The organism is Arthrobacter sp. G.S.26 (assembly GCF_050847375.1).
In the GTDB taxonomy this organism is placed as follows: domain Bacteria; phylum Actinomycetota; class Actinomycetes; order Actinomycetales; family Micrococcaceae; genus Arthrobacter.
This window is the reverse complement of record NZ_CP193752.1, coordinates 1,006,047-1,027,321: the sequence shown is the minus strand read 5'-3', so window position 1 is coordinate 1,027,321 and position 21,275 is coordinate 1,006,047. Positions and strand designations below refer to the sequence as shown.

The following is a 21,275-nucleotide window of genomic DNA, read 5'->3' as shown; positions in this document are numbered from 1 at the left end:
TCCCTGGTGCCTGGACAGCGGGTTCGTTACACCTCGAAGGCCCGCCGGAAGGCTGTGAGGGCAGCATCCCCGGCGTCGATGCCGTGCCCTCCCGATGCCCCGGCTTCCATGCCGATCACCCCGTTATAGCCGGCTTCCGCCAGGGCCTTCGCCACACCCTGGTAGTTGATCTCGCCGGTTCCGGGCTCGCACCGGCCGGGAACATCGGCCACCTGGATCTCGCCGATCCACGGCATCGCGGCCCGGACCAGCTCGATCAGGTTCCCCTCTCCGATCTGCGCGTGATAGAGGTCCAGCATCAGCTTCACGTTCGGGTGGTCCACCGCGGAGACCAGGGCCAGGGTGTCCTTGGCCCGGGCCAGCGGGATGCCGGCGTGGTCCAGGATGGTGTTGAGATTTTCCAGCGCAAACGTCACGCCGTGTTTCTCCCCCAGCACCGCCAGCCGCTCCAGGGTCCGGAGCCCGGTCAGCCACATGTCCCCGGTGGCGCGCTGCAGCGGACGCACAGCATGGCCGCCTTCTCCCAGCTCCGCCGGGTGCACCACCATACGTTCAATTCCCAGTTCATGGGCGGCGGGAATCAGGGCTTCGGCCGAAGAGAGGACGCTGTCGGCACCATCGGGGTCGATCAGGCTGCCACCGAAGTACCCGCTCATGGAGGAAAACCGTGCGCCCGTGGCGGCCAGGGCTTTGATGTCCTGGCCCCGTGTGTCCCACACCTCCACCTCGAAACCCTGTTCGTGGATCCGGCGGGCCCGCTCGATGAGCGGGAGCCCGCCGTAAACCATTTCAGCGCAGACGGCCAGCCGGAAGCTCATGCCCGGTGGCCCGCCGGCTGGATGTCACGTTCTGCCGGCTGCAGATCAGCCACGGCTGAGACCTCCACGGGAAGGCCGGACCGGGCGGACCTGGCAGCGGCCAGGGCCACGGCAAGGGCGTTGCGTGCATCGGTGCCGCCCGGTGCCTGCCTTGATGTGGTGGGGCTGCCTGCACGCCGCGCCCGGACCGAGTCCACAAAGTCGGCCAGTTCCGCGGTGTAGGCGTCGTGGAACAGGTCCACGTTCAGGCGCACTGTGGCCGCGCCGATGCCGGCCGCGGTATAGCTGGTGGCGCTGGATGCCTGCGGGCCGCCCGCGGTCACCATGCCGGCGGAGCCAAACACTTCGCCCCGGACGTCGTAGCCGTAGAGCGCATTGAAGTTCGCCTCGGCCACGGCGATGGCCCCGTTGCTGTAGGTGACGGTGACGACGGCGGTATCCAGCAGTCCGCCGGCCTTCGCCCCGGGTGCCACCAAGGCATCGGCCACGGCGTGGACACGGACGGGAACCGCGCCGGGGTTGAGCCAGTTCAGGGTGTCGAAGTCGTGGATCAGGGTCTCCAGGAAGATGGTGTCCGGCGCGACGCGTTCCGGCGCCGACAGCCCGGCGTCCGTGCCGGGATCGCGGGTCAGGGACCGGAGCAGCTGCGGGGTTCCCACAGCGCCGCTGTCGATCAGGTTGCGTGCAGCGGCGAAATCCTTGGCATACCGCCGGTTGAAGCCGAACTGGACAATAACGCCCGCAGCGTCAGCCTCAGCGAGTGCGGCGTCGAGCTCCTCCAGGTTCCTGCCGCCGGGCTTCTCGCAGAAGACGTCCTTCCCGGCCCGAGCCGCTTCGGCGATGAGGCTGGAGTGGAAACGCAGGGGCGCCGCGATCAGTACTGCGTCGATGTCCGGATCGTTCAGCACATCGGCTGCGTCTGCACTCGTCTTTTCAACACCAAGGCGGGACGCCACGTCCGCGACATTGGCTTCAACGGGATCGGCGATTGCTTCCAACCGGGCGTGCGGGACTCGGAGGGCGATGGATTCGGCATGGAAGTGTCCAATCCAGCCGGCTCCGATGAGCCCAACCCGGACGGGGCGGTCGACGGTGACCGGACGCTGCGTGTAAGCCATTGCTGTTCTCCTGAAGTTTGTATAGATCGTTCTAGTAGACATATCGTGGCACGGCTTCCGGCACTTGTCTAGATCGTTCTATAGACTGCTGGAAGGAGGATTTATGACTGATTCGAAACGACCCACCCTGATGGACGTGGCGCAGGCGGCCGGTGTTTCGAGGGCCCTGGTGTCCATTGTGATGCGGGACGCCGCGGGGGCCTCGGCCGCCACCAGGGAACGGGTGCTCGAGGCCGCGGCGAAGCTGGGTTACCGGCCGGACAGCCGGGCCCGCATGCTGCGCAGCGGCCGGACCCGCCTGCTGGGGGTGAGTTTTTCCACCTCGCATGCATTCCATGCCGAAATCGTTGATGCGGCGTACGCCGCGGCCGGCCTGCGGGGTTACGAACTGGCCTTGAGCGCGGTGGCCAGCGGCAGGTCGGAGGAGCGCGCCGCGGAAGCCCTGCTCGACTGGGGCTGTGAAGCCCTCATCCTGATTTCGTCCACCCTGGGCAACGAAACGCTGGCGGCCTACGCGCGTCGGGTGCCCGTGGTGAGCCTGCTGCGGGAGGACGTCGGGGAAACCGTGGACTCCGTCAGCAGCGATGACCGCGCAGGGATCCGGATCGCCGTCGAACATCTCGCCGGACTGGGCCACCGCCGGATCGTGCACGTGGACGGCGGCACCGCGGTATCAGCGGACCGGCGCCGCACGGCCTTCCGGGAGGAAATGACGCGGCTGGGACTCGAGCCCGTGGTTGTTCCCGGCGGGGCCACGGAGGAAGAGGGAATCCTCGCCGGAGGGCTTCTTGGGGCAAGCACGCCCACGGCAGTGATCGCCTTTAATGACCGCGTGGCCCTGGGAATTCTCGAAAGCCTGCGGAACGGTGGGAAAAGTGTTCCGTCGGACATGTCCGTCCTCGGGTACGACAACAGCCATTTCGCCCGGCTGAGCTACGTCCAGTTATCGTCCGTCAGCCAGGACGGTCCGGTCCTCGCCGCCGAGGCCGTCAACCGGGCCATCGACCGGGCCGAGGGGAATGCTGCGCCCTCCAGGGTGGTGGGAACCCCCCACTTGGTGGGCAGGCGGACCACGGCCGCCCCTGGGGCTGCCGTGGCTACCTGAACGACGGGAGGGTTACTTGCCCAGGCCCGGGTGGACCGGCACGAAATCGATCCTGTTGCCTGAGTTTGACCGTCCGGACGTGGTCCGGGAGTAGCCCCGGGCGTCCAGGTTGTTTTTGGCGCGGTAATCCGCGAGCGCGGCGTCGTAGGCGGCGTTAAGGGCCTCGCCGGAGAATTCGCCGGTGCTGCCGTCGGTGAAGGCGATGGCGATGCGGACGGCGGCCGGGTAGTGGCGGCTCATGCGGACGAAGCCTTCGGCGTCTTGGTGAAGCGTGATCACAGTGTGCTGCTTTCGGTTGATGGGACTGGCTTCCAGTTTGGCGTACTTTCCGTAACATGGGCGCCACACCGGCGGCGTCCGGCGCATACTGGACAGGTTGTTTTGAGCAACCGATAGCGTTTATCGCCGCCGGACCACCGAAAGGCACCCGCATGCCCGCCCGACTCTCCCCCGCCAACCCGGCCAGGCTGCACCTGGTGCTGATGCTGGTCCTGACGTTTTCCACCGGGGTGATCGACGCCGTCGGCTATCTGGGCCTGGACCGTGTGTTCACCGGAAACATGACCGGCAACGTGGTGATCCTGGGGATGGCGCTGATGGGCGGCGACGACCTGCCCATCCTGGGCCCCATCGTGGCGCTGGTTGGATTTATGCTGGGCGCCCTGCTGGCCGGGCGGACGCTGCGGCCCAGCACAACGGGCTGGAACCACCGGACCACCGGGCTGCTGCTCGCCGTCGGCGTGGTGATGCTCGCCGTGGCGGTGGTGTTCCTGGCCGGCGGGACACCCCGGCACGGTGAACCGCTGATCGTGGCCATCACGGGAATCCTTGCGGTGGCCATGGGCGTCCAGGCCGCCACGGCCCGGCACCTCAATGTCAAGGATGTGCCCACCGTGGTGGTTACCTCCACCATCACCGGCCTTGCGGCCGACTCCCGCTTCGGCGCCGGCACCCACCCGTTCTGGGGCCGCCGGCTCATGGCGGTGGTGCTGATCCTGGCCGGTGCCGCCGCCGGAGCCGGGCTGCTGCAGCTCCACATCGGCCTTGGAGTTTTGGCGACGTCGGTGCTCACGGTGGGGGTCGCCGTCGTGGGCGGAATCCTGGGCCGTGGGCCGCGCCCGGCGCCGAAAGCCGAGGTGCCCGCCGGCGAGGCAGCCGGGGCGGTGCGCTGAGCGACACTTATTGGGTCCCTTTCCACTGCGCCAACTTGCAGGTGACGTAGGGTCTGCAGGGCCCATTCCGGGACGACATGCAGGCCATGTTCCGCTGGTTCGCCGAGACTCCGGGCTATGCCGCCGACCTTGAGCAGGTCCGCAGCATCGCGCCAGGCACCTGGACGTTCGAACAGTGGCTTGGGACCGTGGGCCTCGCTCCCGCTTCTTAAGTACAGAGCAGAACCACTAACGTCCCTGTTGACAGCAATTTTGACGCCATTGGCTAGAACACTCACAGTTGTCCCATGGACCATTTCGTTGCTTCCTACACAAACGGGCTTTTGCGGCTCAACTGGGTTCAGGGGACCTTCGTCACCTACGAAATCGCCGTCCAGGCGGCCCGTACGCTCGAGAAACTCGCTGGCGGCAAAACAGCGCCAATCCTGGTCGACGTTGAAGGCGTCACAGGAGTCGCAGCAGAAGCGAGGGCAGGTATGAACGCCTACCGGGGATTCTCCACGATTGCCATCAAGGGTGACTACCCCGTGGGGACTGTCCTCTCAGCCTTTGCCCGGCAATCACTCACTCCCACCGCGTACTTCACCAGCGAGAACGCTGCCCTCCGTTGGTTGGCCCAGCAGACCGGGCACGAACAGCGGAACGAGGCAACGGACTACTCCGATGCTGAGGGGTGAGCACTCATGCCTCTGAGCGATTATCCGGTTCGACGTCTGAGCGCTACAGCTCGTTTCCGCGGGCGGGCTTTTGAGCACCGCGTCGGGATCATCGACGTGGAAGGACCAATCCATAGTCAAACATCCGTTCACTAGGAGATGGGGGAGGAATACCGCAGGTAGATCTTGAGCTCCCCGCGGTCACTGGAAATCCCGGTGCAGGTCTCCCTCAGCGTCCACAGGTTGAGGGGCTCGCAGCTTTCCGACGTCAGCCCCATTTCGGCTGCAAGCGACTGTGCCGTCTGCCGCGGTTCAACGTCCACCACCATTTCCCGCCAGCAGCCGCCTGATCCGCATTGCGTGGAAATTTCCTCTACTGCGCTGGGCGGCGGAATCGCATGGAACGCCGAGTCGGAGGGAACGGCCCCCTCATCGATGGCAGACCAGAGTAGGGAGCCAACCCAGGCGATCAAGACCAAGCCGAGGGCAAGTAATGAACCGCTGATGGCTACACGCTGTTGGGAGGTCATCCGTGGATCCTTGTGGCAGCTCCTTGCTTGCTACTCACGGATTTCCTCCCGGACGGGTTTGAGGTGGTCCGGAAATGGCTCGTCCGTGAGGGCTGGAAAAGTGCAGGTGAACTCGCCGCGGTACCCGAAGAGGAACCCCAGCAGCGGATTCCGGACCTGCATCTGGATGGTGTAAACACCCCGCTCGTCGTCAAAGTTTTCATGGAGATCAGCGGTGCCGGTCAGGCCGGAGGGAAAAGTGAAGCCCAGGAAGCCTTCATAGAAGCGCTGGGCTGTTGTCTGAAGGTGCAGCGATCCGTCCGCCAGGACGTTCAGTTTGAGGTCCGTTGCCAAGTGCTGGTGTGTGCCGAGGTAGTCAACGATGCAACCGCGCCCGGGACTGTAGACCATGGTGGCGTCGAAACGGTGCTTCCGCGAGTTGGGAAGCGCCAGGGTTCTGACGAAGGTAACCGTGGGCCTGCCGAACCCGTCAAGGTAGGGATAGTTCTCAATCGTGAACGGGATATCCGTTCCCTGGTCAGGAAAAAGGATGTTCCGATGGGCGCCGAGGAGAAGGAACGGGAGCGTCCACCAGCCACCGCTGCGTACTTCCGAGAAGACCCCTTCACCGATGCACGCATAGGCGCTCCCGACGTCGACGCCAAAGCGTTTCTGCAGCATCGGGTGCAGCTTCGCGAAGTCGGGCCCAAGGGCGAGTTCGAAAATTGAAGCCATGGTTTTTTTGCTCCTTCTTCAGCTGTCGGCAGCCGATGGGGACGGCAAATCGCTGAGGGCCGAGGGGGCCCTACCGGAATGGTGGTCCGGCGCCTGTCGGAGGCAGCGCGAAGCCCTGGGTACCGTCCAATGTGGCGGGACCAAAAACGCAGCGAGCACGGCGGCACCGGAAATCAACGCCCAACTTCCTCGTCTGCGTCCTACGGCCCTGCGGAACATTTCCAGGCCGCCGGCCACGGCACAAGTTCGTGCCGCGGCGTCCATGATCCACCGGTTGCGTGCCCGTTCGGGCTCGATGCCTGATTCCGCCCACAGCCGCAGCCGGTCAAAGCTGAGGGCTGTGGCCCAGCCCAGCGCCGGCCGGATGAGGTGTGCATCGAAGATTGTTCCGATCCTCCCCATCCCCGGGCTGTAGTTGTACCCGGTGATAAACCGCACGCCCCGGTCCGTGGGGATATACCGCCAGTACCCTGATCCTTCGCCGATCGGAGACAGCACGTCGGCGGTAGTGAACCTGAGCACGGATGTGGCCTGACCATCCGCCCGGTGCCGGCTGCCGAGGGAGATGCCGGTTCCGCGGATCGTGTGCAACGGCAGCCGGAACTCATACCGGAACCGTAGGCGCCCGTCGGGGTCGGCTGCCTCAGGGACTATCCCGGAAAAGCGGAGGTCCCAGCGCGGGTGCAGATCCGGGTCCTGGCTCAACTCCCAGATGCGTTCCATATCGGCCCGGATGCAGGTTTCAACGTAAATCGGTTTGCGCGCTGCGGATCTCCTCCGCACTGGACTTTCCCCCATCTGAGAATCATAAGCGTCCGCACACCCGGACTATCCTCGGCGTATGACCTCCACGGGTTCAACCAACACAGGCCGCCGCACGTCGGAACACAGCGCAAGGATCGCGCGCATCGCCGTTGTGATGGCGTGCTGTGCCGGAGTGCTGCATGCTGCTTCGAGCTTTTACTGGGCCTTCGGGGGCCGCTGGCTGCTGGGGACGGTGGGCGCATGGGCAGTCAAGGCCGTGGAAGACGCTCCTGCCGTGACCGGCCTGGTGCTGGGCGCCGTCGGTCTGGTGAAACTGCTGGCAGCGGTCATTCCCTTGGCGGTAGAAGCAGGCCGGGCGCCGTGGCCACGGGTCTGGCGGGGCGTCTGCTGGGCCGGCGCCCCTGTGTTGGTGGTCTACGGCGGCCTGAATATCGCTGTCAGTGGCGCGGTCCTGCTGGGAGCCACCCCCGTTGACGGCGGTTTTGACCGTGCAGCGATGGCGGGCCATGTTTTTCTTTGGGACCCGCTTTTCCTCATTTGGGGTGTTGCCCTGATGGTGTGGTTGCTCTGCAGCCGGGCCCCCGAAAGCCCGTCGCTAGGATGAGTCCCGTGCGAGTAAGCAGGACTTTCCGATTGCCATTCGTTTAATTGCGCGCGATGAGCCATTCAAGCTGGGACTCCGTGAGTACCCGGTCTGCATAGATCTCCCAGCGCGCCAACTCAGTGCCGATGCCCGTGGTGGGCCCTTCCCAGCGGCGAGCGAGTCCAGCCCGTTGCGCTACGACAGAGGAAGCGCGGTTATTGGAGAGTATTCGGGCCGTCACCGGCACCAAGGGGAGTGCCGCACCTGCAGCTGTCACTGCGGCCTCAGCCAGTTCGGTGGCGAGACCCCGCCCCCAGCTCCGTGGAGTCAGACGATACCCGAGGTTCCACACACCACCCTCCGTCATGGACACCCCTCCGGCTCCGATGAACGTTCCGGCGGGCAGGTCCTCATCGGCACCGGCCCCGCTGATCCTGACAGCCCACGGACCGAGACCTGCTCGTTCCCAACTCTGCCGGTGGCGCCGTGCCAGTGCTTCCGATTGCTCGCGTGCAGTATGCCGCCCGGACGGAAGATGCTCCCAGGTTGCCGGATCGCCGTACACAACAAACACATCGTCGATATCGTCGGTCGAGAGCGGGGACAAAACGAGTCGAGCGGTACTGCTCGGGATGGTCGACGTCACGGTCCATCCTCTCAGCGCCAGCCGCCTTTCCTGACATCGGCAGGCCCGGAAAGCTCAACCACGGGAACCGGTGACTGGTAGATTCAGGGTCCATGACCTGGCCGGTAGTTCACATCTCCCAATCAATCGACGCAGGATTTGAGGCGGTCATCGCCTTCGCCGCCGAGCCGCGGAACCTTCCGCTGTGGGCAGCCGGGTTGAGTACCGGCATCCGGAACGACGGCGGCCGTTGGGTTACCGATTCCCCGATGGGATCCGTCGAGGTGAAGTTCGTTGGCCCTACTGAGTGGGGCATCCTCGATCACGACGTGACGCTGCCGGACGGAACAGTGGTACATAATCCGCTGCGTGTACTCCGCAACAATAAAGGCGCCGAGGTTGTGTTCTCCATCTTCCGGCGGCCAGGCATGACTGACGCCGAATTCGAGGAGGACGCTCGCCTGGTTCGACTTGACCTGGCCCGGTTGAAGACCCTCCTCGAGCACCAAGCCGGCCCCACCGAATCGCCGGAAAAGCTGCCGCACCGCTAGCGCGCCCGTACTTAGCTAGTGATACCAGCCAACGGCGCGGTCGAACCGGAACGTGAGGGCGCCTGTTCCCGGCCCGCCTTTCCCACCTGAAGGAAAGTAAATGGCCCCGAAGTCGGCCCCTTCGGCGTCAAGCCGGGACATGGCCCACGCTTTCGCCTCATTCAGATCAGACCGCGGAATGCTTTCCCTGGTGGGTTCGACACCGCCGTGATGAATGTCGAGTTGATACGCACCTTCGCGGGAAACGTCGTGGCCGTGGCCGGTAGAGCGTTCATCGCGCCTGCTGATCAGCACCTGGGCGGACGCGTGAAGAATGGCGGGATCCCGCCGTCGCCCACCGTTGGCATACTGCTCCATCCGCAATCTGGAAACCACGCTCTCCACAGTGTCGGTGTCGCTGACCACGTAATTTGGTCCTGTGACGTCGGCTTCCGAGCCGCCCACGCTTTCCAAATACCGCATGAACTGGGACGAGCTGGACTGGATGGAGCTCATGCACCCTCCTTGAGGGTTTAACCCGGCAAGTACCGGTCCGCCTAACCATAGACCTATTCGTGTGATCGGCACCCGCCCCCCCCAAAGAAACCGGTTTTATTCCCGAACCGTCACATGACGGTGAAAAGAAGCGCATAGTGGAGCAATGACGACCATCGCCGCTTCGCGAGCCTTTTACACCCGCGGCGACTCGTTCAGCAGCAAGGCCTCCCGGGAGCACATCGAACAGGCACTCCACGCCTATGGTGCAACGGCCATCCGGTTCAGCAGCGAGGGTGCTGTTATGGCGTTGGCTTTCGCGGCTGGCGACCGCCAGTTCCGTATTGTTTTGGCGGTTCCGGAACCCGCGCTGGGCCCGCATGGCCGCACGGGCAGCGGGGCGGCCGCCGGCCCTGATCTGGCGACAAAACGCCAGGAACGCTCGGCCCGCAAGTTCTGGCACGCATTTTCCCTGGCGGTGGACGCCAAGCTCGCCGCTGTTGCGGAGGGGGTTGCCACCCTGGAATCCGAGTTCCTCGCCCACGTGCTGCTTCCGGGGAACCGGACCGTTCTCGAGGAGCTGACACCGCTCATCGACAACGCTTATCGGTCCACCACCCGGGATTCAGGCACCGCTGGTCGGGGCTATTCGCAGGCAACTCCGTCGTTGTCCCCGTCCAAGCCCGCACGGTAGCCGGCCTGGCCTGAGTACAACGGCGCAGCACCGGCAGCCTTGGCTGCCGCACAGCTCGAGAAGTAGGTGGCATCCGGGGCAGGTGCCGGAGCTACAGGCTCAGGCACAACGGGCGCAGGTGCCTGCTGGTTTGTCGGCGCCAACTGGCCTGAGCAGTCGGCCAGGATGGTGGCCATCGCATTATGCTCCGGCTGCGTGACCCACAGCGAGTAGGTCGCCTTTACGGAGATTTGGCGGGCCACATACTCACAGCGGAATCCCTTGTCCGGTGGCAGCCAGGTGGCGGCGTCGCCGTCGCTCTTTTGCTGGTTGGTGGGACCGTCAGTTGCCTGCAGGTTCAGCGGATCATTGGCCAACGACGTGCGCTGCTCCGTGCTCAGCTGCTGCGCCCCCTTTTGCCAGGCATCGCTGAGCGCCACCACGTGGTCGATCTGGACGGCGGTGCTGGTGGCTGGGCCGCGGAGGAAGCTGATGCTTCGGCCGGTGTAGGGGTCCGCCAAGGTTCCGGACTGGACCTTGCAGGGCACACTGTTGGTAAACACGATCCCGGTCAGGTCCCGTTGGAGGATGTCGTTGCGGGTGTCGCAGCCGTTGCGGTCCACGTCCGCCCACGCCTGCCCGAAGAGCGCGCGGTCGTACCCGGTCCTGGGCGCGCGGCCCTTGATGGGCAGCGTGGCCAGCAGGTCAGCGGCCTTGGTGCCGTAAGCGGGCTGGGCGTTTGGCGCCGCCGCGCTTAAGCCCGGCGTCAGGGCGGGGGGCGATTCCGGGTCCAGGGGTGCACCGGTTACCTGAACCGTCGGATCGGCCGACGGCGCCGGGCCGGCTGACGCCGTCACACTTGCTGCCGCGCTGGCTGGCGTAGCCGTGGCTTCGACGGCGGCCGCTTCCTGGTCGGCGCCGTCGGAACGGGGTGTGGCCGTTAAGCCCCCGACGATCATCAGTGCCAGGAAAACGGCGGTTGCGCCACCGACGATGAAGGTGGACCTGCGCGGCTTCTTCGGCGGCGCCGGCGTCAGGACGGACGGAGCAGGACCCGCGAGGGCCTGGTGGTTCGACATGCTTTCCCCATTTAATGAAGGCCCGCTGCGCGCGCAGCCCGTTGTGTACCGGCAGATGTGCCGTCAGGCAGCTTAGGCGCCAGCCACGGAAAAGAGCGTTCCGCTGCCCTCGCGCGTCCGCCGGAAGTCAGAGTTTTTTGGGGTCCAGCCTGCTATTCCGCGCCGATGCGCCGGACTGTAGAGTGGCGCCCATGCAGATGCGACTCGAAGTTGTCCAGGTGCCCGTCTCGGACGTCGACAGGGCCAAAGCCTTTTACACGGAAAAGCTGGGGTTCGCGCTGGACCACGACGTTGAGCACATTCCCGGCATGCGGGTGGTCCAGCTGACACCCCCGGGTTCCGCCACGTCCATCGTGATCGGAACGGGCATGACGTCGATGGCACCCGGGAGCCTGGAAGGCCTGCAACTGGTGTCCCCGGATTTGCCGGCGCTGCGCACGGACCTGCTGGGCCGGGGTGCCGAAATCAGCGACGTGCAGGACATGGGCGGTGTCCTGTTTGCCTACTTCAGCGATCCGGACGGCAACCGCTGGGTCCTCCAGGGCCAGACTCCCCCTTCGGTCCGGGACGCGCACCAGATCTAGGCGGCCGTGGCACCCGGCGGCGCCGTTGAGCCGCGCACCACCAGCTCGGTGCCCAGCTCGATCCGCTGCGGCAGTTCCTCGTCCCCGTCCAGGTGTCGGAGCAATGCCCGCATGGCGGTTTCGGCCATCTGCACCACAGGCTGGCGGACGGTGGTCAGGCCTGGCTCGATCCACTCCGCCGCAGGGATATCGTCAAATCCGATGATGGACAGGTCGTCCGGGATGCGCAGGCCCGCAGCACGGGCTGCCCGGTAGGCTCCCAGGGCCTGGTCATCGTTTCCGGTGAAGATCGCCGTGGGCCGGTCCGGCAGCTCCAGAAGCTTCCGGGTGGCGGACTCGCCGGCACCGATGGAGAAGTCCCCCGGCAGCATCAGCGCGGGGTCCGCTGCAATGCCTGCCCGGCGGAGTGCGGAGACGTACCCGTCCTCACGGGCGCTGCTGCACTGCAGGTCCTCGCGGCCGCCGATCATTGCGATTCGTCGGTGTCCCAGCTGCAGCAGGTGCTCCGTGGCGGAAAACGCACCGTCCCAGTTGGCTGCTCCTACGGTCATAAGGTCCGGACCCGGCTGGCCCACAGGGTCGATCAGTACCACGGGGATCCCGAGTGATTTGATCCGCTGGATCTGCTTGGCATCAAGCTGGTAAACGGCCATCAGCAGCCCGTCCGATTTGCGTTCCGCCAGGTTGGCCAGCCACGGACGGATCCGGGAACCGTCCATGCTCAGGCTGCTCACCACAGTGCCGTAGCCGGCGTCCTGCGCCACCCGCTCCACGCCCTCAATGATCTCCAGCGCCCACTCGGAGCCCAGCCCGGGGAACACCAGGTCCACCAGGCCGGCCTTTTGCCGGCGCTTGGCGGGGCGGCGGGCGTAGTCGCGCCGGGCGATGATTTCCTCCACCCGGGCCCGGGTTTCTGCCGCCACATGGGCGTGCCCGTTCAGCACTTTCGACACCGTGGGGACGGACACCCCCGCTTCCCGGGCAATCTCGCTGATGGTTGCGCGCCCGGTTTCCTGCTTGCTCACGCCGCCGCCTGTTCCCCGGGCCGGCCCGGTACTAGTTATCGGAAAGTTCCCATGTTTGGATTCGCCCGCACATGCCGTAGATCCTATGGTTTTCCCGTTTTCCCATGGTAGTTCGGGCGGCTCCCAAATAGAAACTTTCGGCCGCGTCCAGAGACGCCAGCTGTCCGCGGGTGGTTTCCGCCTGGCGCGCCGCCCCCTGCTCCAGCAACCGGGCCCAGGCGGAGGTTTTGCCGGCCACCAAAGCAGCCGCCGCGGCGTGGAAGTCCGCCAGGGCTTCAGGTCCGGACGCCAGCACGGCGTCCTTCAGCTCCAAATAACCCGCCAACGCCAGGTCACGACGCCGGCGGGCGGCCTCCTCGCCCGCCCCCAGTCCCGCGTCGGCATCCTTAATCTCCAGCGCCGCCGCTCGTCGGTACGCCTCAGGATCAGCCAGATGGGCGCCCGGGAAGGTCATCACGGCGTCCCCGTGTTCCGGCAGCCCGGCGTTTTGCATCACCACCAGGACGGTGAGATCGCCGGAGTCATTGATGGCCCGGTGGACCGTTCCCGGGGTGAACCACAGCACCACTCCTGGCCGCAGGGGCGTGGAGGTGAATCCGCGTGAATCCAGGGTTTCCAACCGGCCGGCCCCGCTCAGTACCACGTATGCCTCGGTGGAAGCCGTGTGCATGTGCGGGGACCCGCCTGCTGCACCGTCGGCGCCGGGCCAGTCATAAATGCTGACTTCGGAAACCCCCGTGGCGCCGGGGAAACTGGAGGCGATGCTCACGCCCACCCCGCCAGGGCTGCCTGCGCGGCTCCCGCCAAAGCTTCGGCGCGGTCCGCGTCCACGCCGCCGTCGGCAATCACCACGGCGTACCTGTACGTGAGTGACCCGCCATCCGCCAGGGGCACTTCCACGCTGAAGAACGGGGCTGAGCCCAGGCAGGCGAACATCGAGGAACGCGCAAACCATTGGTTGGGCGCGCCCGGATTTGCCGGATCTTCCACAAACGCGATGGTGGACTGCCGGCAACTGTCATCATGCTTGCCGGTGAAGGCTATCCAGGGGGTCCGGGTGCCCATAAACTCATCCGCGCCGGTTCCGTCCGCGTTCCGGAATTCGCCGCCGGTGAAGGACCGCGGGCCCCGCCAGAACAAGCCGCCGTAGCCGGCGTTGTTCCGGCCTTCGGTGGTGGGGCTGCCGAAGGTGATGGTGGCACCGGAGGTGTTGCGCATGGTGGTCTCGAAGAGGATGGCGTACGCGCCGGTTCCCGGGGCCTTATCTTCAGCCGCTGTGTCCCCATCGTGGGCGCCGGCGGAGCTGGCGGCGCCGGAGTCAGCGAGGACTTCGATACGGAACCGCCGGTCCTCGGCAATAACCGGGGCTCCGTCCTGGGCGGACCAGGCCAGTGATTCGGTTGCCGTGATGCCGCCCGCGGATTCCTCGATCGCCCCGAAGTCCTGGTGGGTCATGGCGCCGTTGTTGTCCAGGTTGGCGTACTCCGTGGCGCGGGTGTAGGTGGCGCCGCCCCAGAAGTTGTCCTTGCCCACGTTGGGCAGTGCCCAGGACAGGCCCTTGTGCCAGACGTGGTCCCACGGCCGCGAGATGGTCACCTCGTCCCCGCCCAGGGTGGTGAGCGGGTGGAAAAACGGCCGGGGGCTTTCGTACTGGTCATCGGTGGGCCGGTAGGTATAGGTGGCGATGGGGCGGCCATCGACGGTAAACGCGAGCGCGGCGCCGTCATCGGTGTGGCTCACCTGGCCGGTGGTGGTTGCAAGGGTGCTCATGGTTTTCTCCTGAAAAAGTGGTTGGGTCAGATGCTGGCAGCGCGAAGGGCGGTCCCGTCCAGCACGCGGCTGCCCAGTCCCTCCCCGTCCATGCCGGTATAGAACGGGTGGCCCGGCACAATCTGACCGCGGCTCACCGCGGCGCCGGTGAACGCCGAAGCGTAGATCGCGGCAGCAAGCTCAAGGGTTTGCCGTGCTGAGGCGGCGCCCGCCGGAAGCGGCCGGCCGGCGTCGAGCGCGTCATACATGGCCAGGAACTGCGCCACATGGCCGCTGCCCCGCTCCAAAGGCTGCGCACTCCATGCCCCGGCCACTGCATCCTCGTGGCCGGGCGCGGCAGTCACGGTCCAGTTGTCCGTGCTGTAGCCGTATAGGTGGCTGAGCTCCACTGTGGCGAACTCGCAGTCGATCCTGATGTCCGAGGTTTCCCGGGGCGAGAGCAGCGAATTGATGATGGTGGCCACGGCGCCGTTTTCGAAGCGGACGATTGCTGCGGACAGGTCTTCCGTAGAGGTGGCCCGGTCCTGCCGGGACGCAATGGCAGTGACCTCGGCCCACGGGCCCATCAGATGCAGGAGCAGATCGAACTGGTGGATCCCGTGGCCCATGGTGGGGCCGCCGCCTTCAGCATTCCAGGTTCCGCGCCACGGAAGGTCCCAGTAGCTGTCCGGGCGGTACCAGAGGGTATCGCAGCGGGCCACCAGCGGACGGCCGAAATCGCTGCCGCCGATCAGCTGCTGCGCCGCGGCTGACGCATCGCCGAACCGGTGCTGGAACACGCAGGAGAACTGCGCTCCACCGCGGGCCTGTGCCTTATCGAGCCGGTCAAAATCTGCAAGGCTCAGGGCAGGCGGCTTCTCCGACAGGACGTGCACGCCCGCTTCAAGGCATTCGATGGCCTGGTCAATGTGCAGCATCGGCGGGGTACACAGGTGCACCACATCCGGTTTTGCCTCCTGCAGCAGTTCAGTCAGCGTTAGGTAGCGGCCGGGAATTCCGTGCTGCCCGGCAAACGCGTCCAGCCGTTCCCGGTCCACGTCGCAGGCGGCTACCAGCTCCGCCCGCCCTCCGGTCCGGGAGAGGTTGTCGGCGTGCACCGCCGCGATGCCGCCGGTTCCGACGATGGCCACTCTGTACGTCCGCATGTTTTCTCCGTCATTGCAGTGGATGTTCGTTGCGCAGGTGGACTGTCACGGACTCTCGGGATGAAAGTTTCCATCTCTGCGCATAAGTTTCTGCCGAGCCGTCAAGGCACGTTTTCGGCCTCTCCTCAACCGTAGGGACGCGCTCACAGCCACGTCAAGGACTTTGCCCCTAGAAACTTACTGGAATTTTCTGATACTTTCTTAGAAATTGATAGCCAACACTGAGGAGAAGCCCGTGACCAGCGGTGCCGCCGAAAAACAAGCCTTCCCCTTGGCGCAGGATCCTGCGGACCCAGGCGCCACCGTCGAACGCCTGATGCTCCAGATGACGCTCCCGGAAAAGCTGGCCCAACTGGCAGGCGTCTGGGTGAACGCCTCCACCGACGGCGATTCCGTGGCACCGCTGCAGAACGAAATGGCAGGCGACGAACGGACCTGGGAGGAAATGATCTCCCAAGGCCTGGGCCAGATCACCCGCATGTACGGGACAGTCCCGGTGGAGCCACTCGAAGGCGCCCGGCGGCTGGCAGCAGCCCAGGAACAGATCATGGCCGCCTCCCGCTTCGGTATTCCGGCCCAGGTCCATGAGGAATGCCTGGCCGGGCTGGCGGCGTGGAAAGCCACGGCGTTCCCGGTCCCGCTGGCATGGGGCGCCACCTTCAACCCCGGCCTGGTCCGGCGCATGGCCGGGCTGATCGGCGGGCAGATGCGCGCCCTCGGCGTCCACCAGGGACTGGCCCCCGTACTGGACGTGGTCCGCGACCTGCGGTGGGGTCGCGTGGAGGAAACCATCGGCGAGGACCCCTACCTGGTGGGCACGGTGGCGTCCGCCTACGTCGGCGGACTTGAGGAGACCGGCATCGTAGCCACGCTCAAGCACTTTGTGGGCTACTCCGCCTCGCGCGCCGGGCGCAACCACGCCCCTGTTTCCATGGGCCCGCGTGAACTGGCAGATGTGATGCTGCCGCCCTTTGAAATGGCGATCCGGCATGGCGGGGCGCGCTCGGTGATGCACGCCTACACGGACACAGACGGCGTTCCGGCCGCCGCGAACCGGGCGTTGCTCACCGCGCTGCTGCGGGACGAATGGGGATTCAGCGGCACCGTGGTGGCAGACTACTTCGGCATCGCCTTCCTGAACGCCACCCACGGCGTGGCCGCCGATTCGGGCGAGGCCGCTGCCTTGGCGCTTGCCGCAGGCGTGGATGTGGAACTGCCCACCATGAACTGTTACGGCGCACCCCTGCTCGAGGCTGTCCGATCCGGTGCAGTGCCCGAGGCCCTGGTGGACACCGCACTGCGCCGGGTGCTGACCCAGAAACAGGAAGCCGGGCTCCTCTCCGCCGCTTTTGACCCTGCCCCGCCTGCCCTGGCTGCCGGGACCATCGACCTTGACCCCGCGGAACACCGGGCGCTGGCGAGGGAGATCGCAGCCCAGTCCTTGGTGCTGCTGACCAACAGGACGCACGACGGCGGCCCCACCCTTCCGCTGCCGGCTGCGGCTTTGGCGTCGGTGGGCGTGGTGGGCCCGCTGTCCCAGGACCCGTTCGCCATGTTGGGCTGCTATTCCTTTGATGCGCATGTGGGCGCTTCGCACCCTGACATCCCTATGGGAATTACTGTTCCTACCGTCGCCGAGGCAGCCGCCGGCCGGTGCGGGGCGGTACAGAGCGCGGCGTCCGGGACCTGCGAGGTGATCCCGGAGGACCGGATCGAGGAGGCCTGCCGCCTGGCCGCTGCCGTGGACACCTGCGTCATTGTGGTGGGAGATAACGCGGGCCTCTTTGGCCGCGGCACTTCCGGCGAAGGCAACGACGTGGGCGACCTGCAACTGCCCGGGGACCAACGGCTGCTGCTGGACCGGGTGCTGACCGCTGCTGAGGCTGCCGGGACCCGGACGGTGGTGGTGGTCCTCAGCGGCCGGCCTTACGCGCTGGGGGAGTTTGCCGACCGGGCGGGCGCCCTGGTGCAGGGCTTCTTCCCGGGTGAGGAGGGGGCGGAAGCCTTGTGGGATGTGCTGACGGGCGCACGGACCCCCACCGGCAAACTCCCCGTTTCGGTCCCCCGGACGGCCGGCGGCCAACCCGGCACCTACCTGCACAGCAGCCTCGCCGGCGCGTCCGGCGTCAGCGCCCTGGACCCCTCGCCGCTGTTCGGCTTTGGCCACGGCCTTTCCTACACCACGTTCGGCTTTTCCGGCCACACGGCGAGCGCACCCACCATGTCCACCACGGGGACCGTCACCGTGGGCTGCACCGTCACCAACACCGGGTCCCTGGCCGGCGCCGAGGTGGTCCAGCTGTACCTGGCGGACCCGGTGGGCGAGGTGGTCCGGCCGGTCCGGGAGCTGATCGGGTACGCGCGGGTGGAGCTCGCCGCAGGTGCGTCAGCGGAACTGGAGTTCACCGTCCACGCCGACCGGACCTCTTTCACGGGCCTGGACCTGCAGCGGGTGGTCACGCCGGGACTAGTGAAGCTGCATGTGGCTACGTCGAGCACCGCTGATGTTGCCACGCATGAGGTCATTTTGCACGGCCCCCGCACGGTGGTGGGCTTCGGCCGGGAAATGCTGACACCGGTGACGGTCACGCCGCTGTAGGCAGGCAGCCGGGCCTCTCCTGGTCCGGGTGGGCCTCACTGGTGCGCGGTGAACTTCCCCTCAATGAAGGCCAGGAGCGGCCGGGAGTTGAGGCAGACCAGGAACACCACGGCCCCGGCGATGACCGGCAGCAGGTACGCCGTGGAAATGAGCAGCAGGAATCCGGCCACAAACAGGATGCCCGCGTTGCCCAGTGACACCCGTTTCCGGGCCCCGATGCTGTACAAGGACAGCCGGTAAAGATCCCGCACCCGGAATGTGAACCGGGACAGCAGCAACAGGGCAGTGGCCGCCGCCGTCAGGACCAGCAGCCCAAGCCCCACCAGGCCGATCCGGGCACCGCCGGCCACCGGGGCCGCGGCGTCCCCGGCCGGCAGCACCAGGAGGTTGAACCCGACGACGGCGAGCACCGCCAGGTACGGCAGCCAGACCAGGAGCGCCTGGCCGGCGTTCCGGCGGTAGCCGCGGACGAAGTCCCGGAACACGCCGGTGTCCTGCCCGGCCAGCAGGCGGTTAAACGCGTACATGGCCGCCACCACTGCGGGCCCCACGGGGATGCAGGCCAGGATCAGCAGCAGGGGCTGGAATCCCAGCAGAGGCACCAGCAGGAGCGGAGCGTTGGCTGCCACTAGGAGGATGGAGCCCATCATCACACCGGCAACGGTTCCGGCCACCCTGAACAGGGGGCCGGAACCGTACTCCGTCTTCTTCGCAACCACGCGCTGCCTTTCGGTTACCGCCGGAAGCCGCGCGCCGCCGTCGTCCGTCCTACTTCTTGTCCGCGTACGCCTTGTACGCCTTGTTGGCCAACTCTACGTATTTGGACATGCCCTTGGCGTCCAGCTCCTTGAGGTAGGCATCGAACTCGCCCAGGCTGCGCTGGCCCGTGATGAACTTCAGCGTGTTTTGCTTGACGTGGTCCTTGAGCGGTGTGAGCACCAGGGTGGCTTGTTCACGGTCCACGTCGCTGAACGGGACCGGCGGCGCCACGGCCTTGGGCTTTTTGGCCTGCATCGCCTTTTGGAAGGCCAGCTCCTCCTCGTTAAAGGTGGACTGCAGCAGGTCGGTGGTGCCGCCGTAGGCAAAGTTGCCGCCGGAGAAACCATAGTCAACGCGGAGGTCCTTGGTGCCGGCCGGGTTCAGGCCCTGGAAGTTGATGTCTGCCGCGGGCTTGCGCTTGCCGCCCTCCTTGGTGAATGTGGTTCCTTCCACGCCCCACTTGGCGAACTCCTGGCCGGCGTCGCTGTAGAAAAGCCAGTCCAGGTACTGCATCAGGGCCACAAAGCTGTCTTTGTCCTTGACGGACGAGTTCAGCATGATGCCGTTTTCCAGCCGGGAGCCGCCGATGATGTCGCCCGCCGGCCCGCCGGGTACGGTGATCTTGCGGACGGAGAAGTTGCCCTTGCCCAGGGACTGCTCCATGGACGTGCGGTAGGTGATGATGTTTTGGGAGTTGGCGCTGATAACAAACGACTTGCCCGAGGTGAACTTCTGGATGGCGGAATCGTCGGTCTGGGTGAAGCTTTCCGGGTCCATCAGGCCCTCGGACACCAGGGAGTTGAAGTACGTCACCAGCTCCTTGAACTGGGAGTTGCCGGCGCCGAAGCTGAACTCCTTGGCGGACTCGTCGAAGCTCAGCCCGTCCACCAGGCCCCAGCCGGCCACGGTGCCGAACGCGCTGCCGGCGATGTTCAGGACGCTGTTGCCGTTGAACCGGTCCGAGAACGGCACCACGTCCGGGTACGCCTTTTTCAGCTTCCGCAGCACCTCACGGAACTCGTCCCAGGTTTTGGGTTCGGCAATGCTTTCCTTTTCCAGGATGTCCGTGCGGAATGCCAGCGTGTAGTCCGGCCACAGTTCCTCATGCAGGCCGGGCAAGACGTAGTATTTCCCGTCCTCCTGTGTCAGGCCGGCGATCTCCGCCTCCAGCTTCCACTTCTTCACCTTGTCCTGGAAGTGCGGCATCAGGTCGACGTAGTCGCTCACCGGCAGGACGGCGCCGGACGAGACGTAGGCGCTCTCCTGGCCGGGGTAGGTTTTGGCGATGATTTCCGGGGCGCTGCCGGAGCTGATCAGGAGGCTACGCTTTTGCTCGTAGTCGCTGCTGGGGACGATGGTGGTCTCCAGGGTGACGTTGTTGTCCGACGCCATTTTGGTGAACAGCAGCCAGTTCTTCTTATACGGGTAGGTGGGCTGGTCGCTGAAAAGGAAGGTGAAGCTCAGCGGCACCGTCGCCTTGAACGTATCCCCCACCCCAAAGCTGTCCATCGCGCCGTTGCGGGCCTTGGTGGTGTCAACCTTGCTGCCGGAATCGGAGTCACAGCCGGCGGCCACCAGGCCAAAAGCTGCCAGTGCGGACAGGCCGAGGAAATCTCGTCTGCGGATCATGGGCTTTCCTTTCGTAAGGGGTTATTCCTTGACGGAACCGAGCATGACGCCCGAGAAGAAGTACTTCTGCACAAACGGGTAGACGCAAAGGATGGGGATGACGGTCAGGACGATGGTGACGGATTGGATGTTGGCCGCAATCTGGCCCACGTTTTCCGCCGTCCCGCCCGCGGATCCTGCGGTGGTGACCCCGGCGATCATGTTGCGCAGGTAGATGGTCACCGGGAACAGGTCCGGGTTGTCCAGGTAGAGGAAGGCCTGGAACCAGGAGTTCCAGTTGGCCACTGCGTAAAACAGGACCATGGTGGCCACAATCGCCTTGCTCAGTGGCAGTACCACCCTTAACAGCACGCCGTACTGGGTGAGGCCGTCAATCGCGGCGGCTTCCTCTAGTTCACGCGGCATGTTCTCGAAAAACGACTTCATGATCAGGAGGTTGAAGACGCTGATGGCGTTGGGCAGCACCACGGCCCACAGGGTGTCCCGCATGCCCAGCGAGCTGATCAGCACGTAGTTGGGGATCAGCCCGCCGTTGAAGAACATGGTGAACACTGCGATGCCGATAAAAACGCTGCGGCCTTTGAGGTCCTTCTTGGCGATGGCGTACGCGAAGCTGGTGGTGAGCACCATGGAGATGGTGGTGGCCACGACCGTGTACAGCACCGTGTTGCCGTAGTTGTTCCAGAACGTGGAGTCGGCCAGGATCAGCCGGTACGTCTCCACGTTGAAGCCCATGGGGAACAGGTTGACCTGCCCGGCGTTGATAAAGCCTTCGCTGGAAAAGCTCTGGGCCACGATGTTCAGGAACGGGTACACGGTCAGGAACAGCACGGCCAGCAGGAAGACCAGATTCACGCCCCGGAAGACCCACATGCTGCGGGAAACCTTCATGTCCTTGACC

At 65.6% G+C, this 21,275-nt stretch carries 24 protein-coding genes; 9 read left to right on the top strand and 15 right to left on the bottom strand.

The features are described from left to right. Positions 1-26: 26 nt before the first annotated feature. Complete coding sequence (locus ACRB8A_RS04760; protein ID WP_432245700.1) at positions 27-818, bottom strand: TIM barrel protein; 792 nt, start codon at positions 816-818, stop codon at positions 27-29. Further along, a complete protein-coding gene (locus ACRB8A_RS04755) occupies positions 815-1,936 on the bottom strand; it encodes a Gfo/Idh/MocA family oxidoreductase (protein ID WP_432245699.1) in 1,122 nt (373 codons plus the stop codon). Before ACRB8A_RS04755 ends, ACRB8A_RS04760 begins: the two co-directional genes overlap by 4 nt. Positions 1,937-2,039: 103 nt before the next feature. Here ACRB8A_RS04755 and ACRB8A_RS04750 point away from each other — a divergent pair, with 103 nt between their 5' ends. Beyond that, a complete protein-coding gene (locus ACRB8A_RS04750; RefSeq protein ID WP_050683873.1) occupies positions 2,040-3,041 on the top strand; it encodes a LacI family DNA-binding transcriptional regulator in 1,002 nt (333 codons plus the stop codon). Between the two features lie 12 nt (positions 3,042-3,053). Here ACRB8A_RS04750 and ACRB8A_RS04745 read toward each other — a convergent pair whose 3' ends face one another. Next, complete coding sequence (locus ACRB8A_RS04745) at positions 3,054-3,320, bottom strand: hypothetical protein (RefSeq protein ID WP_050683975.1); 267 nt, start codon at positions 3,318-3,320, stop codon at positions 3,054-3,056. Positions 3,321-3,472: 152 nt separating this feature from the next. Between ACRB8A_RS04745 and ACRB8A_RS04740 the strand changes: the two genes are divergently transcribed. From ACRB8A_RS04740 to ACRB8A_RS04730, 3 genes are all read left to right on the top strand, one after another. Next, entirely contained in the window at positions 3,473-4,213 is a 741-nt protein-coding gene (locus ACRB8A_RS04740; RefSeq protein ID WP_432245698.1) for a YoaK family protein, read from the top strand. A 77-nt stretch (positions 4,214-4,290) separates the two neighbouring features. Beyond that, positions 4,291-4,425 carry a hypothetical protein gene (locus ACRB8A_RS04735; protein ID WP_432245697.1) on the top strand — a complete coding sequence of 45 codons (135 nt, stop codon included), beginning with the start codon at positions 4,291-4,293 and terminating at the stop codon, positions 4,423-4,425. Positions 4,426-4,500: 75 nt separating this feature from the next. Continuing rightward, positions 4,501-4,890 (top strand): hypothetical protein, encoded by a 390-nt coding sequence (locus ACRB8A_RS04730; protein WP_432245696.1) that lies wholly within the window; start codon positions 4,501-4,503, stop codon positions 4,888-4,890. Between the two features lie 131 nt (positions 4,891-5,021). Here ACRB8A_RS04730 and ACRB8A_RS04725 read toward each other — a convergent pair whose 3' ends face one another. Next, the gene (locus ACRB8A_RS04725) at positions 5,022-5,399 is read right to left on the bottom strand and encodes a hypothetical protein (RefSeq protein ID WP_050683876.1); all 378 of its coding nucleotides are present in this window, start codon (positions 5,397-5,399) and stop codon (positions 5,022-5,024) included. 30 nt (positions 5,400-5,429) lie between these two features. Beyond that, positions 5,430-6,113 (bottom strand): DUF4166 domain-containing protein, encoded by a 684-nt coding sequence (locus tag ACRB8A_RS04720; RefSeq protein WP_432245695.1) that lies wholly within the window; start codon positions 6,111-6,113, stop codon positions 5,430-5,432. An 841-nt stretch (positions 6,114-6,954) separates the two neighbouring features. On the opposite strand from ACRB8A_RS04720, the gene ACRB8A_RS04715 reads away from it, so the two are divergent. After that, a complete protein-coding gene (locus ACRB8A_RS04715; RefSeq protein ID WP_432245694.1) occupies positions 6,955-7,482 on the top strand; it encodes a DUF3995 domain-containing protein in 528 nt (175 codons plus the stop codon). A 40-nt stretch (positions 7,483-7,522) separates the two neighbouring features. On the opposite strand, the gene ACRB8A_RS04710 is transcribed toward ACRB8A_RS04715, so the two are convergent. Next, complete coding sequence (locus ACRB8A_RS04710) at positions 7,523-8,107, bottom strand: GNAT family N-acetyltransferase (RefSeq protein WP_162242786.1); 585 nt, start codon at positions 8,105-8,107, stop codon at positions 7,523-7,525. A gap of 92 nt (positions 8,108-8,199) precedes the next feature. Between ACRB8A_RS04710 and ACRB8A_RS04705 the strand changes: the two genes are divergently transcribed. Then, a complete protein-coding gene (locus ACRB8A_RS04705) occupies positions 8,200-8,637 on the top strand; it encodes a polyketide cyclase (RefSeq protein ID WP_050683880.1) in 438 nt (145 codons plus the stop codon). A gap of 15 nt (positions 8,638-8,652) precedes the next feature. On the opposite strand, the gene ACRB8A_RS04700 is transcribed toward ACRB8A_RS04705, so the two are convergent. After that, positions 8,653-9,132 (bottom strand): hypothetical protein, encoded by a 480-nt coding sequence (locus ACRB8A_RS04700; RefSeq protein WP_050683881.1) that lies wholly within the window; start codon positions 9,130-9,132, stop codon positions 8,653-8,655. A 145-nt stretch (positions 9,133-9,277) separates the two neighbouring features. Between ACRB8A_RS04700 and ACRB8A_RS04695 the strand changes: the two genes are divergently transcribed. Beyond that, positions 9,278-9,805 carry a hypothetical protein gene (locus ACRB8A_RS04695; RefSeq protein WP_197273497.1) on the top strand — a complete coding sequence of 176 codons (528 nt, stop codon included), beginning with the start codon at positions 9,278-9,280 and terminating at the stop codon, positions 9,803-9,805. On the opposite strand, the gene ACRB8A_RS04690 is transcribed toward ACRB8A_RS04695, so the two are convergent. Then, the gene (locus ACRB8A_RS04690; protein WP_285241393.1) at positions 9,757-10,863 is read right to left on the bottom strand and encodes a GmrSD restriction endonuclease domain-containing protein; all 1,107 of its coding nucleotides are present in this window, start codon (positions 10,861-10,863) and stop codon (positions 9,757-9,759) included. The genes ACRB8A_RS04695 and ACRB8A_RS04690 overlap by 49 nt on opposite strands. Positions 10,864-11,054: 191 nt before the next feature. Between ACRB8A_RS04690 and ACRB8A_RS04685 the strand changes: the two genes are divergently transcribed. After that, positions 11,055-11,447, top strand: a complete 393-nt coding sequence (locus tag ACRB8A_RS04685; protein WP_050683883.1) for a VOC family protein — start codon at positions 11,055-11,057, stop codon at positions 11,445-11,447. Here the strand turns inward: ACRB8A_RS04685 and ACRB8A_RS04680 are convergent. The 4 genes from ACRB8A_RS04680 to ACRB8A_RS04665 are packed head-to-tail and all read right to left on the bottom strand — an operon-like array spanning position 11,444 to position 15,387. Continuing rightward, positions 11,444-12,472 (bottom strand): LacI family DNA-binding transcriptional regulator, encoded by a 1,029-nt coding sequence (locus ACRB8A_RS04680; protein WP_432245693.1) that lies wholly within the window; start codon positions 12,470-12,472, stop codon positions 11,444-11,446. The genes ACRB8A_RS04685 and ACRB8A_RS04680 overlap by 4 nt on opposite strands. 31 nt (positions 12,473-12,503) lie before the next feature. Beyond that, on the bottom strand, positions 12,504-13,235 hold the full coding sequence (locus tag ACRB8A_RS04675) for a cupin domain-containing protein (RefSeq protein ID WP_285241463.1): 732 nt from the start codon (positions 13,233-13,235) through the stop codon (positions 12,504-12,506). A 2-nt stretch (positions 13,236-13,237) separates the two neighbouring features. Then, positions 13,238-14,242 carry a PmoA family protein gene (locus ACRB8A_RS04670; RefSeq protein WP_432245692.1) on the bottom strand — a complete coding sequence of 335 codons (1,005 nt, stop codon included), beginning with the start codon at positions 14,240-14,242 and terminating at the stop codon, positions 13,238-13,240. A gap of 26 nt (positions 14,243-14,268) precedes the next feature. After that, positions 14,269-15,387 (bottom strand): Gfo/Idh/MocA family protein, encoded by a 1,119-nt coding sequence (locus ACRB8A_RS04665; RefSeq protein ID WP_432245691.1) that lies wholly within the window; start codon positions 15,385-15,387, stop codon positions 14,269-14,271. Positions 15,388-15,622: 235 nt separating this feature from the next. On the opposite strand from ACRB8A_RS04665, the gene ACRB8A_RS04660 reads away from it, so the two are divergent. Beyond that, the gene (locus ACRB8A_RS04660) at positions 15,623-17,986 is read left to right on the top strand and encodes a glycoside hydrolase family 3 N-terminal domain-containing protein (protein ID WP_432245690.1); all 2,364 of its coding nucleotides are present in this window, start codon (positions 15,623-15,625) and stop codon (positions 17,984-17,986) included. 35 nt (positions 17,987-18,021) lie between these two features. Here the strand turns inward: ACRB8A_RS04660 and ACRB8A_RS04655 are convergent, their stop codons facing one another. The 3 genes from ACRB8A_RS04655 to ACRB8A_RS04645 are packed head-to-tail and all read right to left on the bottom strand — an operon-like array spanning position 18,022 to position 21,265. After that, on the bottom strand, positions 18,022-18,705 hold the full coding sequence (locus ACRB8A_RS04655) for a DUF624 domain-containing protein (protein WP_432245689.1): 684 nt from the start codon (positions 18,703-18,705) through the stop codon (positions 18,022-18,024). A gap of 49 nt (positions 18,706-18,754) precedes the next feature. After that, complete coding sequence (locus tag ACRB8A_RS04650; RefSeq protein WP_432245688.1) at positions 18,755-20,374, bottom strand: extracellular solute-binding protein; 1,620 nt, start codon at positions 20,372-20,374, stop codon at positions 18,755-18,757. A gap of 21 nt (positions 20,375-20,395) precedes the next feature. Then, the gene (locus ACRB8A_RS04645; RefSeq protein WP_432246012.1) at positions 20,396-21,265 is read right to left on the bottom strand and encodes a carbohydrate ABC transporter permease; all 870 of its coding nucleotides are present in this window, start codon (positions 21,263-21,265) and stop codon (positions 20,396-20,398) included. Positions 21,266-21,275: the final 10 nt, after the last annotated feature.